Consider the following 14,139-nt stretch of genomic DNA (forward strand, 5'->3'; position numbering starts at 1 on the left):
TTTAATACGCAATTTCTGGTTGTTGTTGCATCAATACACGTGCATCCGCATCGGGTAACCACTGTTTATTTTTAAGGAGGTATTCTGCCTGGAACTGAATGAGTTCATCATCCCATGGTTTTTCTATTGCACCTTCATAATGGTATCCTTGAAATGAAATATTATTTTCTTTGCATGCTTGCTCTATTGATTTTAGTTGTGGCATATAGTCATCGAACAGAATGATTTTTTTTGGCGTGCGGTGAATATAGTCTAAAAATGAGAATACGATAGGACCTTTAAGTTCGGAATCAGTTACTAAGACCCCCTTGTAAAATACTGGGTTACGTGCTTTGGTTGGCAGATTGACCATTATATTGGCAAACGATCCATGAAATCCTAGGGATGCTAAATGGTTGTAGCGCCAGGCTTCTAGTTTTTCTATTGTTGCATATTTTCCCGTTTCCATAGCGGTGCAGGCGATAACAGCAACTCCTCTATTTTGTAGTTTTGCTATTGTGTCGATAATCATCGGCTCTAGTAATGGGCGTGGTATATCGGTCACAGCAATGCTCATATAAATATCCCAGTTTTTAATTTCTGGATGTTCTGCGATGAGTTTTTTTTGAAAATTGTCCCGTTTTGCCCAATTCTTAGTAAAAGCGGTATCAATCGGTTGTACAAGCGTTTCATCAACATCAAAGAGTACAAGCGTATCTGTATCTATTGCATCGAAATCAACTTCATTAAAAGAGTGAATTGTTTGGATAGGGCTATTGGCGGTTGTATAAAACCAACTGCCAAAGCTAGTGCAAGCAAGGATTATCAGGAAAGGAACTAATCTATTTTTTTGACACTTCATCAGGTCACTCCTATGGTTAGAGACAGTTTATAGTCATTGATCATACTACAATTGGGCATAGTTCTTTATAATGCAAAGATATCTTTTTGAGAGACGATTATAGTATAGTCATTTTTTGGAAGCACTTATATAGGGTTTAGAAAAAAATAAAGTTAGGGCATAGAAGGGGATACTAATGCAAGATGTACAAAATTTTTTCTCAGTTTAATAGTTCTTATTTCATCATATGCTATTGCATCTGATGAACATTGTTCTGCTGGCAATGAAAATTCTTCTGGTGGCAATGAACATTTCACTCCTGAACCTGAGTATGTCCTTACGATCAATGGGCAGGTGATGAGCAGTATGGGACAAAATGGCATAGGAGACTTGCCGCTGTATTATTCTCCCTTGTCTACACCTTTAGATGGTCTTTCTCCAGAACGTCCTTTTTTTGTTCCTGCATCAGGGATCGCGAGTGATAATGGTGATGTTGATATACAGCAAGAAAAATGCGGAGATGAACAGAGGATTATAACGGTGGAACAATTAAGCCAATTTATTGCCCAGCAGCATGCGCAATTTTTACATCAGTTTGAACAGGAGTTTCAACAGCACACTCAGAATTTGCTACATGCTGTACGGCAGCAGATGCAAGCGCAGAGTATGGCACTTTCCAACCGGTTGCAGTGTTTTATGAAAGAAATGAGAGGAGTTGTAGGTGCAGATGCTTCAGATAGCGAGCTCAAGGAAGAAGATGAAGTACGGGCAAGTTGTACATTGATGAGCCCAACATCTTTACATACTGTTTCTACTGGGCGCTTTAGTCCTGCAAACAGGAAAAAATTTCGTGGAAATAGTTTACGTTCAAGTACGTTAACAGTTGCAGGAGCAAGAACTTTTAATAAAAATCGTTTAGGCGCAATAGAATGGCGTAGGGGACGGTTGAAAGCTGCAATAAATAAAAGTGAGTAAATCATTTATACATCGTAGGTCGTTGCTCAGCAAAGGTATCGATTTGAAAGTATGTGTATTGTAGTATTATCTTGCGATATACTACAGAAAGCGGAATAAATTGATATTCAGAGAACATAATGAGTATGAAAAATCTAACATCATTTTGGCATTTGTTGTTGCACTCACATTTTTTAATACATATTCCATGGAAGACGATTGGGTTGAAGTATGTTCTGGTAGTGTGAATGCACGTGTGGCGGAATTGGATCGCCAACGGCAAATAGATGAACTCCGTATGCGACAAACGATAAGCGATAGAGCGGAGCAAGCGCGTTTGCAAGGCTTGTCGCAGTATGATGGCACAGATATTCTCATACAACCGAAGTATGCTATTGATGCTCTTACGGTAAAAAATGAAAGCGTATTAGCTGAGCAAGCGATAGCAGCAATTCGGTTAGCGCGACGAGGAGAGCCTGAAAACACATTTGCAGCTTCTGCAAGTAGATATAAAAAGGCGCCACCTCATTACAATATGTTGATAAAGCCTGGTCGTAAAACGCGCATTTCAGAAGTTGATAAGAAAAAAATAAAAGAAGCAAGAATGCGACCAATAATAGATTAAATCAGAAGCCCCATGTCTTGTGCCTGGAGAAAGCCCCTTTTGCACAAATAGAAAATAAGTGTACTATATTTATTATACAGATAGTACATTTTATTCTAATAGTAGGGGGGTATTATGGATAGAATTTCTAAAAAAACATTCTTATCAATGATGGTGGCGGCTGTTATTATCACGTGTGGGCCAATAAACGCTGCGCAAGAGGGTGCGATGTATCTTCGCATAAGAGATGTGGTATGTTCAGGTGTATCGACTATGCAGGCAAAGTTACATAGTCAAAATCGTATATCTAATAAACAGTTTGTAGCTCTTACTGCTGCAGTAATAACCGTGTATGGTTTTTACAAAAAATACCAACAATACCAGCGCCTTCAAGAACTGAGAAAAAATCGTCTTCAAGAGCGTGAACGAGGAAAGCAAGCATACGAGCAGCAGCAACGACGAAAAAAATTCTTGGCAGAACAACCGCTCTATGCACAGGAAGAACGATCGATTCTTTCTAGAAATGCGCGTCTTGCCAAAATGACAGCACAATTAAATGAACCACAACAGCCATCGATTGAAGATACTCTTAATAAGCAGCTTGATAGACAGAGCGCAAAAGGTGTTCGCGCGCCAAGAAATCTTGCGCGTGAAACAAAAATTTCTGCTGTCGACGCTGCGAAGGTACAACAAGCAATAGAAAAAGAAAAACAGCGATTACAAGATCGGAAAAAACAAAATTTCAAAGTTGATTGATAGTTTTTAAGATCGTTGTGTTAAGTTTATAAGAGCTTATCCGAAAATTCTTTTTCGCCATATTTGAAAGCAACCAGAACAAGAACCCACGGTCGTCGTCGCGAGCCGCCATTGGCGTGCGTGGCGATCCAGATTAATAAAGAAATATTTAGATGAATACAATTAGGAATGATCTATTTTGTAGCGCTCAAATTGAGCGCACAATTGCCTGGATCACCACGCATTCGCTCGTGAAGACGATCGGGAGTCAACAACTTCCCACAATCTCCAACCATTGCAATATTTTGCAATACATTAATCCACTAACTAATTTTCGGATAAGCGATAAGACTATCAGGATCTATGATTGTATAAAACATCATCATAGATTCTGGTAGTTTATTTTTTTTGGTATTCTAAAGCGTGGAAAATCTAAGCACTATTTTTTAGGAAACCGTTATGAATACCATTGAAATTGAACTTCGTTATGAAATTCTGCAACCAGAACAGGTATCCCCATTTTTAGCATCGTTTCAATTTTTACATCGTAAGCATGATGTAGATGTATATTTTGATAACGAGCAGGGGCAGCTGTATCAAAAAGGTATTTTCATTCGCATTCGCAATGGTAAAAAGCTCGATTTTAAATTTAATCGTGCGACTCTCGAAAACCCTGATTTAGCCATTCAAGATTATTGTGAAGAGCATAGCTTTGCATTGCCGTTGCAGGAATCGGATTTAGAAAAAGTTAATGCATTGTTGATAAGTCTTCAGTTGCAGCCCGTGTCGCATGCAAGTCTAGATTCGATTAAAAGTGCCAATAATTTTATTGAGTATTATACCGTTGATAAAGTACGTAGCTCATATACGCATAAAGATTTTACGATTTGTGTTGATGAAGTTGCAGATTTGGGAACGTTTCTTGAAATTGAGTTGATGGCCAAAAATATAGAAATGCTTGCAGCAGTTAAAATAGAAATGGAATTGTTGCTTGCTGGATTGCAGTTACGGCCCTTGCGGACAGGAGGATATGGAACATTGTTGTTGCGAAAAAATAATTTTAAGCAGTACCTCAATGGACGATTTATTTTAGAAGAAGACAAAATATACAGAACTCAATTATAAACGGAGTGATTACATGATAGTAATAAAACGAATACAGATGTTATTGGCAGTTATCGCTCTTATGCCTTTTTCGGTTTATGCAGCTGACGCAGAGGAGTGTAGTAGTTTGATACGAGAATTATATGCGCTGGCCTTGAAAAAACAGAAGGAAGAAAGCGGTTTTAACTTAGATCTGGAGTTGGCAAAATTACAGCAAGCAGAAGAAGAATATAGACGGCAACAAGAAGAAAAGCCATTTACATTGAATCCTGAATTGTCTAGTTTGCAACGAAGAAGAAAGAGTGAGGTAGATGAGCTCGATGAGGCGGCAGAAGAGGAATTTAAGAGGCAATGTGTACTGTATGCAGTTCAGCAAGATGCTGCCGCGAAACAACCAGAGCAAAAATGTTCTATTATTCAGCGCATTGTAGATGCTCGCAATGGTCAACGGGTTTGGTTTGGTAATCCTCCAGCGGAGAGTCTCTTGTTAAGCTCATTAAAGAATAATTTTGCAAAATCAGTTACTGAGTATAAATCGACAGACTCTAAACCAAAGCGAAAGAGAAGTGCTTTGGTGCGTAGAACGATATTGCCTACCCAGGAGCGCTTGGCAGTTGTGTTACAGATGCAACAAAAGCAGGTACGTGATTTGCACGGGAAAGGTGTTAAGATGGAAAGAGATAATTTTGATGCGATAGTATATGACTTACCAAAGGTAACGCGAGTACAATAATGCATATGACGCCGGCGTACGTTGGAATTATTCTCAAAAAAGATCAAGAGTATTTTTTGGTTAAACGGCATGATACCGATTGGGCATCAGGACAATGGAATTTTCCCGGTGGGTTGATAGAAAAAGGAGAAACCATCCTTGCAGCTGCAGTACGAGAAGCGGCAGAAGAGCTTAATGTGGTGATCCAGGAAGATGATCTGCAGTTGGTGCATGTGCTGCAAGTGCAAGCAAGTGAAATCAATACGCGAGATATTTTTGGATTTTATTTTCTAGCAACTCGTTGGGAAGGAACACCGGTAAATCATGAACCGCATCGACATTCAGATGCTCAATGGTTTTCTTTTTGCCAGTTGCCAACAGATACTACTGAGCATGCGCGTCAAGCGGTGTATGGGTTTATGTATGGGTTTTTACATTCAGTGAATTGAGATAAAAAGCGAGCGAATACAATATTCGCTCGCTTTTTTAATGAAGTCAGTTTTTAACTAACATGTTAATAAAGAATAATTTGGTCGCGCTCATACTGAGCGCTTAATAACCTGGATCACCACGCAGGCTCGTGACGACTACGGGGTGAATCAAAAATGCTTAGAGCAACCCTCTGTCTTTGAGAATGTTTATTTTGAAAAGCGTATTACATAGTGCTGTCACATGCTACAGAGCATAAGGTATATCACGCAGTCGTTGCGAGCCTGAGAAGCAATCCAGAAAGTTGTGCGGCTGCAGGGAGCGACAGATTATATAATCATCTTTTATCATATTTACTATTGTATTGGCACGATTTGATAGGTTACTGCAGGAGCCGACCAGTTAGCCTGAAGCATATCTGTATCGTCATGAATTGGACTAATATTCCAGTATTTTTTGCCATCAATCATTGTTGAGATTCCAACTCGTGGATCGTTTGAGCTATAAACAAGTGTATTTTTTACAGTTCCCTTGTTTTCATAATAGTCGGCATATACAGTCACACCACCTTTGGTTACTTCCACCACAGCATTACGAGTATGAGGTGCGTTTGCATACGAAGTGTCGGCTGCAACACTAATAAACGTTCCATCCTCATTTTTTGCAATGGCGGGAACTTCTCCTACAGGAGAATGTCCAAATACGATTTTATTAATACCATGTTTGAGTAATAGTGCGATGAGTTCGTCATTAAGTGGCGCTAAATTCTTGTCTGGCCCCCATGGTCTTACTTGAATAACACTGTATGGATTTGGTTCTGTGCCCCATATCTTTAATCCATCTTTGTTAGTAATAATTGTAGGTTCTTGATATTCAATGAGAGGCAAAACCCCATCAACATTCCCTGTGATGCCATCTTGAATGCGTTCTTGCGCCCAATGATTTAATGCTTCAATCCATCTATCAATGTCCGCAATGCGTTGTGAATCATTTTTACCGTTTGCAGTTTCTGGTACATAACCGAAATTTTCATGTGACAATCCACCATGTATAAAAATTGTTCCTGTAGCTTTATCAAGGTAAACCAATTGTGCTAGTTGGAGATATTCCACGACTAGACCTTCCGGCTTTACAAATTCTATATAGGCATCATATGCTTGTTTATCAGTTTTGGCTTGTATCTCTTTTTTAAAATTATCAAATGCATTGCGTGTCGAGATTAATGCATTATCTTTGATCAACATTCCTGCACCGAGCGTCTCTTGAAACAAGAATTTTAACTTTAAAATTTTATCGGCTTCTTGATTTTTGCCATGGGTATATTCTGTGGGAATGCCATCAATAAGATTTAGGCGTGTTTCTTGTCCATCAGCGGTAATTACTATTTTACTGAGCCAATTTTTAAACAATGGTTCCCAACCACTTAGTCTGAATCGGTTTGGTAAAAATTTGGTTGTGTCATCGTCCATGTTGAGCGCTGTATTGGTAAGTTCTTGAAGACCAAAGAACCGTAATTTATTAATATCCCTGTTACCTAAAAGAAGTATTACTTTATCGGGATATGTCTTTTTAAGATGTATCAGAAAAAGAGCTATTTTTTCATTATCTGCTTCTTTGTCAAATGCATCTCCAATAAATATAAATAATACATTTTCACCTCGAATTGTTGCTCTATAATCAGAAGGATCATCAGGATTTAAAAAGAGAATATCGCTTTTTTCAGCAAATGTTCTTACTTTTTCCCAGCTGCCTTCGATGTCAGCTATAATATGAATCCTTGGCTCATTCTGAGGAATGGTCGATATATCATGTTGCGCTGAAAGATGCGGTATGGTTGATGTGCTATATAATGCGAACAATGTGAGAAGTAGAAACTGTTTTTTCATATGACATTCTTTCGTTGTATAGAGGTGAGTAATTGTATTGTAAAAATATTGTTTTTTGCTTATTGTATAACATTTTCCCCTAAAGCAACAGAATCAGAGTTGGTTGTCTATAGCTGGCGGCACTACGAATATGCTACATTTGATTAAAGGGCGTATTACGGTATAATCTATCGCGGTGTAATTTTGAGGGGCATGATGAAAAGTAAAAAATTATTATTTTTGGTGATTTTTAGTATGAATATCCTTTCAGCCGATTTGGTTAATATATTAGAGATTGTTCCTGATGTGGTACTTGATATTCGGTATGCAACAGAAAATAACTTTACCGGAAAAGTAGTGTATCCAAATGCGAACTGTTTCCTTGAGCGAGTGGTAGCGTGCGCGCTAGCGGAGGTACAGAAAGAGTTAGCACCATTGGGGCTACGTCTAAAAATTTGGGATGGCTATCGACCACTTTCTGTGCAAAGAATATTTTGGAATATTATGCCAGATGCGCGGTATGTAATGCCTCCAGAAAAGGGATCACGTCATAATCGTGGTTGTGCAGTAGATCTTACGCTTGTTGATGCGCACGGTAACGAGCTGCCTATGGGGAGCGAATTTGATGATTTTAGTCAGCGAGCACATCGAGACTTTTCTGGCCTTACTACTGTGGAAGCTGCCAATCGGATATTGTTGGAAACTAAGATGCTAAAACATGGTTTTACCGGAGTATCGTGGGAATGGTGGCATTATGATTTTAAAGGTTGGGAAAAATATCCAATTCAAGATGTTCAAGTATAAGTAGGAATGATTGTATGCAACAACAGCAGGTTTTATTTCTTGGATCCTCGTCAGCTTCTCGTCAACAGCTTTTAAAAGAAGTTGGCATTCAATTTACGCTACTCAAACAGACTGCAGATGAGGCGCAGTGTGATTGGGGACAAACATTACAAAAAGTCGTTGAATCGATTGCCCTCTTTAAAATGCAGCATGTGATTATGCCGGTGGGCAAAGAAGGCGACATTGCATTTGTGCTCACTGCAGATACGCTTGGGCAAGATAGTAAGGGGCACATTAATGGTAAGCCAACATCAAAAGAGCATGCTATTGAACTGATCCAAGAAGCACGTGCGGGTATGAGTACCGGCACGGCATTTTGTTTAGAAAAAAAAGAATATAAAAATCAGCAGTGGCATACGGTTGCACGTATCGTGCGATATGTGCAAGCGCAGTATCAGTTTATTATTCCCGATGAATGGATGGACTATTATTTTTCCCATTGCAATGCATTGCAGGTTTCGGGTGCAATAGCCATCGAAGGGGTTGGCTCACTATTTTTACGTGAAATGCATGGCTCCTATACCACGGTCATGGGATTGCCGGTGTTTGAGCTGCGAGAATCGCTCGTAGATATTGGATTTTTTGATAAAAAGCCTTAATTTACTATTTTTTATAATTTTTTTTAGCTACAAATTAGCCACGGGTCAATTCTGCCTGTGGCTTTTTATTATTTAAAAACCATTGATTTGATCTTGTTTGAATTGCTATAATCAGTAAATAAAGGAAATGTTTAGGAGGTTATCAGTCATTATATGACTGTCTAAATGTATCCTTGGGTGTGTGTAGGTATGGGTTTAAAAATAATATGTATGCGGCATTGTACCGCATAGGTATCCGTATCAATATAGTTTTATAGCACATTGTTAAGGAGATCATTATGAATACAAACAAAAAACTGGTTTTAGCGGTATTAGGTAGTTTGGCAGTTGGTCTAGGAGTTCAAATGCAAGCTGATCGTCCGTCATATGCGGGACGTCCTTCATATGGAACACGACCGTCTTGTGATATGAATGATCCGGATTGTCGAGAGCAACGACGTCAAGAACGTGAATCAGTGCAAGCAGCAAGGCGTCAGGAGCGAGAGACAAGAAAACAAGCGCGATGGGATGAGACGCAGTATTCAGTGCCTCCAATGCCTACACCACCAGTACCTCAAGAGCCTGTAATGCCAATGCCACAAACATCAACAATGTCTGAGCCAGTATCATCGCAACCTGTGGCAACAGAACCAGTGATGACCCAACCAGTATCTGAAGTTGTAACATCAACGCCGATTACACAAGAATAAATAGCAGTCGAATAAAGCAAGAGAACTATACATAGTATACATGCAGATAAGGAGATCATTATGAATTCAGCAAAAAAACTATTTTTAATTGCATTGGCCGGTTTAACTTTCGGACAAGCAGCGCATGCAGTTCATGGGAAACGTACATATGGTAAGTATGCATCGTGTCAAAAAGGGGACAAGCGTTGTGAAAAACAGCAAAAACGTGAAACTGAACGATATAGCGATGCGGAGAAAAGTTTGAGAAAACGTCAGAGGCAAGAGATGATAGACATGAGAAAAAGGCATCAGCAAGAGAGAGAACAAGTGAGAACGGTTCATGAAAAAAAAGAAGCAAAAATAGAAAAAACGAGTGAGCAACGCACTGAAATGGAAGAGCAACGTGAACATATGAAAGAAGGTACGACCACAGTATCTGTATAGTACCTAATACAGTGCTCATCAGATTGTCATAGAACAATACAGGGAAGGGGCTTGGAAAAAAGCCCTTTCTTTACTAATCACGATCATGCGTTGTGGGGCGAGTATCTAACAATATATAGACAAGGAGATCATTATGAATACAACAAGAAAATTACTTTTAGTTGCATTAACCGGTTTAGCTCTTGGGCAAGTAGTGCATGCATATCATGGAAACAGAAGTGATGCAGATAAAGAAATGAGAAGACAAGATAGAGAAAAGCTGCAGGATCTTAAAAGAAAAAATAGCGACATGGAGCAACAGCAAAGAGAGATGTATAAAAAAGAAGAGCAACGAGCAATAGATGAGCAGTGGACGAAAGAGGAACGAAAAGCGCTTAAAAATAAACATAAAGAGATGAAACAAAAAGAAAAAGAGATGCATAGAAAAGAAGAACAAAGCTTAAGAGATTCACAGGAAGAGGCAAGTAAAGAACGGGAGCGTTTACTAGAAAAGCGCGCAGAAATGAAAGTAAAGGCAGAAATGTCAGCAATGCCGACATCATCTGAAACAGTGGTTATGGGAGATGACACTGAGTAACCGCTGCTATCACTAGAAAAAGAAGGGGGCTATCAAAGCCCCCATTTCATTGCATTTAATTAAATACTTTTTTCTTACTTGGCTGCCATTGTTTTAGCAACTCTTTAAACAATGCTTCTTGTGGATTTTTATGGGGATTATTCTCAAGCATTGATGTGGTGCGTACGACGCTCGTTCTTACCGTCTCGTCATCGCAAATAGTGCCATCAATTTGATCAATCGCGGGCATTAAATTTTTTTCTAGCGCTGCTTGTACGGTCTGTTCGTTTACTGCTTCCATCATCAGTGATTCTAGAAGACCAAAAAATTCAATGATGCCATATTGTACATCTTTTTGGTTGTGATTCTCAGTAAATTCAGGATGATATATCTTGTTGCGTAAGCCAGTGGAAAGGGCTTTTTTGATCATTTTTTTAAACCGAGGAGCCTCGTGTATAACCATCCATTGCAGTAAGTTTAATAGTTCATGTGAAAGTACAACTTGGTTTGTGTCTTCGTGTGTAGAAAAATTTTCATTTTGTTTCATTGTGTATCCTTCATTTTTGGGTGATACTTATTTTTTTTTCGATACGCATGTGCCGATTGTATCTTATCGATCGCTTAATCATATTCAACATTCCAATCATCAATATCTAATGGTTCTTCTGGCTGTTCATTTGGTTTCTTAGAAGTTACGTTTGACATGTTGGGGGTGATCGTATCGGTTTTCTTTTTCGAATGCAACTGTTTGATCGTTGCCTTCACTAATTGTTTTGAAATATCGGTTTGTTTATCAAGTTGTGCTTCGGTTTTATCAAAGAGTTTATTCATCTCTTTTTTCATGCTATTGATCTGTTTTTTCAGTTTTAGGATCATTTCAACGCCAGCGAGGTTTATGCCCAGCTGATGGGTCAAGTAAATAACCTCTTCAAGCTGGTCAATATCCTCTTCAGAAAAGAGTCGGGTATTGCCTGCGGAGCGTTTTGGGCAAATAAGTCCTTCTTTTTCGTAAAGACGAACTGTCTGCTGGTGTACTGAAAACATTTTCGCTACCGCAGAGATAGAAAAAAACCCTTTTTTTCTTTGAATAGCCACTGTAATATCCTTTATACCTATTATAATACTCCGTTTTTTCTCATATGCCTCTAGGGGGCCTATGAGAGCTTTCTTACCATTTTCCTTTATTTTATCATATTTTTTTTGACAAATCATTTCCTTTTTGAGGAACTTATTGCCACGTGCCTACGGGGGGCTATCAAATACGAGTACTATATCTATAACGGAGTATAAATCCTATGAAAAACATTCTATCTGTAACTTTTGTCGTCATGTTTTGTCAAGGGGTATTACATGCACGGGGGGTTATTGAGACGGTATCCATTCATTATACTAAAGAGATGGCTGATGGGAAAGCCTTTATTTGCAAGCAGGAGGTGGTTAACGGGGCCATTACGAACCACTGGCTGGTGGATAATAATCAGGTCGAGCAGATGGTATATGAGGTGGAACTAGTCAAAGCCCGCGTCCATGATGCACAAAAAGAGCATGAAGACATTGCGCGTAAACGGTTACAGACTCAATCAATGCAAACGGCAGCCTTACGAACGGGGTACAGGAAAATGCTTATAATGCAGTGTGAGCGGATTGATGAGCTCCTTTCTCGCCTGGATGATGTTCGTATTAAACCGTACATTGCATTTGATACGCATACCATGGGTGTATCTACAATGACGAGCAAGGAGTTTGAAAATATGGTGAGTGTTGTGTATAAACATGCAAAAGAATTGATTGCACTTGATGATAGCCAAGCCACTCTTTTTGAATGCAGTCAGATGGTCGATCATCTGGACGCTGTGCCCGATCAGTTGCAGAAACTTTTTTATGCGTCGATTGATAATGCGATGTTGCAATGTAGTGACACAAAACTTCTTAAAGAGTTATTAGAGCTTATTACGCACGCAGAAAGATGATTGGTTTGACAGACGCATAGGTGGATTGTTAGGATGCAGCAAGTGTTAGAGATTAATGCCTATGTATGATTGTAAAAAGGTGTAGGAATATGAAGCGGTCATGTATAATAACGTTTGTTTTTTTAATTATGTGCTCTCCTGTGTACGCATTTGTTCGTGGACGATCATTTTTGATGCCGCGATCACAAAGTGTTCACGCAGAGCGAGAGTTGGTTGGTTGGCAAGATGCTATTAATCTAAATTCTGATTGTTGCTGCGACTATGCAGCGCTTACTCTTAATGCTGGGTACAGTCATTCATTTAATTCATCAAATTTGACGACTTATTTTTTTGGTACAGATCGATTTGTTTTTTCAGGGAGTCGAGTGCCGCGGCGGAGTTCGGATGATATCTTAGCAGATTATTTTGGGTTGCCGCTTGATTTTAAAAGTTGTGTAAAATTTAGTCCAATGATTCAAAATATCTTTTTAGATTTTAATTTTTTTGCGGGATTAGATCCACTGTGTCCTGGTATGTATGTCCGTGGATATGTGCCGTTCGTGCAGACGCGATGGAATGCGGGTTTATGTGAGCGTATAATTAATGCTGGTGAAATGAATGATCCTGCAGGATACATGGCAAGTAGAGAACTCAAACGATCTGAACTTGCAAAGAGTGTGACCGATTTTTTTAAAGGAGAGCGTGCAATTGGCGATCTACAGCCATTACGCTATGGTCGTATTAATGGTACACGAGAGCAAGCGGGACTTTCTGACATTCATTTTGCGTTAGGGTGGAATCCTTGTCTTACTGATTATTATCATTTTGGGTTTAATGTGCGTGTGGTGGTACCAACAGGCAGCACGACTAAAAGTATTTATTTTTTTGAACCACTGGTCGGTAATGGTCGCCATTGGGGCTTTGGATTTGGTCTGACAGGACACACCATCATGTGGGAAAATGATTGTGGGGACCGTTCGTGGTCGATTTATGGTGACTTGAATGGTATTCATTTATTTGGATCACGTCATAAACGATCATTTGATTTGAAAAAAAATGGATCGAGTAGCAGATATATGTTAATTGAAGAATTGGGTAATCCTGTTGTGCAAGGATTACAAGTTGGTGATGTACCGGCAGAACAGCAATATCATGGAGTTATTATGCCAGCTATCAACCAGACGACATTAACGGTGAATGTTGATATTGCATTTGAACTGGATATGGTACTTAAGCTGAGTTATAAACATAATAACGTTTCATGGGACGTTGGATATAATTTGTGGGGAAGAACGGCAGAGCGATTCCATGCGCGACAAAGTTTGCCTGAAAAGTCATTTGCCGTAAAAGGTGATGCTCAAATGTATGGATTTGATGCAGAAGATGAGTTTGTAGCGCTGAATGTTACGCAATCACAAGCAACGATGCATGCAGGACAAGGTTTAGGTAATGCAAACAGAGATTTTAGAAATCGTAATGGAGATAATAGCGTTGATGAAAATGGTATAGGATTTGATGCAACATTAAATATAGCAGGTAATGTTATACCATTGTTGCAATTACGTTCTGACGCAAATATTCCTCCATTGGTTCGCGATACTGTTTTTGGTTCAAAACAGGCTATATTTTTAACCGATTGTGACATAGATAATTTATCAGCACTTTCTGAATCAGCGGTCGCGCATACGGTGTTTACGCATATTAGTTATCAGTGGAGTGAGTGCAGATCCGCGGTTCCATTTATGGGATTTGGGGGAGAGCTTTCGTTTGATGCGGGAGGTTTAAAGCGCGTGTGTGCGGTTTCAGAATGGAGTGTGTGGATGAAGGTGGGGATTGCATTTTAGAACAATAGTATAT

Annotated in this window: 18 protein-coding genes; 13 read left to right on the plus strand and 5 right to left on the minus strand. The window is 39.2% G+C overall.

The annotated features are described in order from the left end of the window. Position 1: 1 nt before the first annotated feature. Both VGT41_06710 and VGT41_06715 read right to left on the minus strand, forming a co-directional pair. On the minus strand, positions 2–841 hold the full coding sequence (locus VGT41_06710; protein ID HEV2601951.1) for a DUF2608 domain-containing protein: 840 nt from the start codon (positions 839–841) through the stop codon (positions 2–4). A gap of 152 nt (positions 842–993) precedes the next feature. Further along, positions 994–1,137, minus strand: coding sequence for a hypothetical protein (locus tag VGT41_06715; GenBank protein HEV2601952.1), 144 nt, complete (start codon positions 1,135–1,137; stop codon positions 994–996). 49 nt (positions 1,138–1,186) lie between these two features. Between VGT41_06715 and VGT41_06720 the strand changes: the two genes are divergently transcribed. The 6 genes from VGT41_06720 (at position 1,187) to VGT41_06745 (ending at position 5,378) form a co-directional block, all read left to right on the plus strand. Next, complete coding sequence (locus tag VGT41_06720; protein ID HEV2601953.1) at positions 1,187–1,795, plus strand: hypothetical protein; 609 nt, start codon at positions 1,187–1,189, stop codon at positions 1,793–1,795. Between the two features lie 100 nt (positions 1,796–1,895). After that, positions 1,896–2,399 (plus strand): hypothetical protein, encoded by a 504-nt coding sequence (locus VGT41_06725; protein HEV2601954.1) that lies wholly within the window; start codon positions 1,896–1,898, stop codon positions 2,397–2,399. Positions 2,400–2,513: 114 nt separating this feature from the next. After that, positions 2,514–3,134 carry a hypothetical protein gene (locus tag VGT41_06730; protein ID HEV2601955.1) on the plus strand — a complete coding sequence of 207 codons (621 nt, stop codon included), beginning with the start codon at positions 2,514–2,516 and terminating at the stop codon, positions 3,132–3,134. Positions 3,135–3,572: 438 nt separating this feature from the next. Continuing rightward, positions 3,573–4,238 carry a CYTH domain-containing protein gene (locus VGT41_06735; GenBank protein HEV2601956.1) on the plus strand — a complete coding sequence of 222 codons (666 nt, stop codon included), beginning with the start codon at positions 3,573–3,575 and terminating at the stop codon, positions 4,236–4,238. A 13-nt stretch (positions 4,239–4,251) separates the two neighbouring features. After that, positions 4,252–4,950 (plus strand): hypothetical protein, encoded by a 699-nt coding sequence (locus VGT41_06740; protein HEV2601957.1) that lies wholly within the window; start codon positions 4,252–4,254, stop codon positions 4,948–4,950. After that, positions 4,950–5,378: an NUDIX domain-containing protein gene (locus tag VGT41_06745; GenBank protein HEV2601958.1), complete on the plus strand. Its 429-nt coding sequence runs from the start codon at positions 4,950–4,952 to the stop codon at positions 5,376–5,378. Before VGT41_06740 ends, VGT41_06745 begins: the two co-directional genes overlap by 1 nt. 336 nt (positions 5,379–5,714) lie before the next feature. Here VGT41_06745 and VGT41_06750 read toward each other — a convergent pair whose 3' ends face one another. Continuing rightward, a complete protein-coding gene (locus tag VGT41_06750) occupies positions 5,715–7,244 on the minus strand; it encodes a metallophosphoesterase (protein ID HEV2601959.1) in 1,530 nt (509 codons plus the stop codon). Positions 7,245–7,439: 195 nt separating this feature from the next. On the opposite strand from VGT41_06750, the gene ddpX reads away from it, so the two are divergent. From ddpX to VGT41_06775, 5 genes are all read left to right on the plus strand, one after another. After that, entirely contained in the window at positions 7,440–8,027 is a 588-nt protein-coding gene (ddpX, locus tag VGT41_06755) for a D-alanyl-D-alanine dipeptidase (GenBank protein ID HEV2601960.1), read from the plus strand. Positions 8,028–8,041: 14 nt separating this feature from the next. Further along, positions 8,042–8,665, plus strand: coding sequence for a Maf family protein (locus tag VGT41_06760; protein ID HEV2601961.1), 624 nt, complete (start codon positions 8,042–8,044; stop codon positions 8,663–8,665). 278 nt (positions 8,666–8,943) lie between these two features. Beyond that, positions 8,944–9,354 (plus strand): hypothetical protein, encoded by a 411-nt coding sequence (locus VGT41_06765; GenBank protein ID HEV2601962.1) that lies wholly within the window; start codon positions 8,944–8,946, stop codon positions 9,352–9,354. A 60-nt stretch (positions 9,355–9,414) separates the two neighbouring features. Further along, positions 9,415–9,777: a hypothetical protein gene (locus tag VGT41_06770; protein HEV2601963.1), complete on the plus strand. Its 363-nt coding sequence runs from the start codon at positions 9,415–9,417 to the stop codon at positions 9,775–9,777. 133 nt (positions 9,778–9,910) lie between these two features. Continuing rightward, positions 9,911–10,354: a hypothetical protein gene (locus VGT41_06775; protein HEV2601964.1), complete on the plus strand. Its 444-nt coding sequence runs from the start codon at positions 9,911–9,913 to the stop codon at positions 10,352–10,354. Positions 10,355–10,409: 55 nt separating this feature from the next. Here the strand turns inward: VGT41_06775 and VGT41_06780 are convergent, their stop codons facing one another. Both VGT41_06780 and VGT41_06785 read right to left on the minus strand, forming a co-directional pair. Further along, positions 10,410–10,880, minus strand: a complete 471-nt coding sequence (locus VGT41_06780; protein HEV2601965.1) for a hypothetical protein — start codon at positions 10,878–10,880, stop codon at positions 10,410–10,412. Positions 10,881–10,954: 74 nt separating this feature from the next. Beyond that, a complete protein-coding gene (locus tag VGT41_06785; protein ID HEV2601966.1) occupies positions 10,955–11,428 on the minus strand; it encodes a MerR family transcriptional regulator in 474 nt (157 codons plus the stop codon). Between the two features lie 200 nt (positions 11,429–11,628). Between VGT41_06785 and VGT41_06790 the strand changes: the two genes are divergently transcribed. Continuing rightward, positions 11,629–12,303: a hypothetical protein gene (locus tag VGT41_06790; GenBank protein ID HEV2601967.1), complete on the plus strand. Its 675-nt coding sequence runs from the start codon at positions 11,629–11,631 to the stop codon at positions 12,301–12,303. Between the two features lie 89 nt (positions 12,304–12,392). Further along, entirely contained in the window at positions 12,393–14,126 is a 1,734-nt protein-coding gene (locus VGT41_06795) for a hypothetical protein (GenBank protein ID HEV2601968.1), read from the plus strand. The last annotated feature ends 13 nt before the right edge of the window (positions 14,127–14,139 follow it).

The organism is Candidatus Babeliales bacterium (genome assembly GCA_035944115.1).
GTDB lineage: Bacteria > Babelota > Babeliae > Babelales > Vermiphilaceae > DASZBJ01.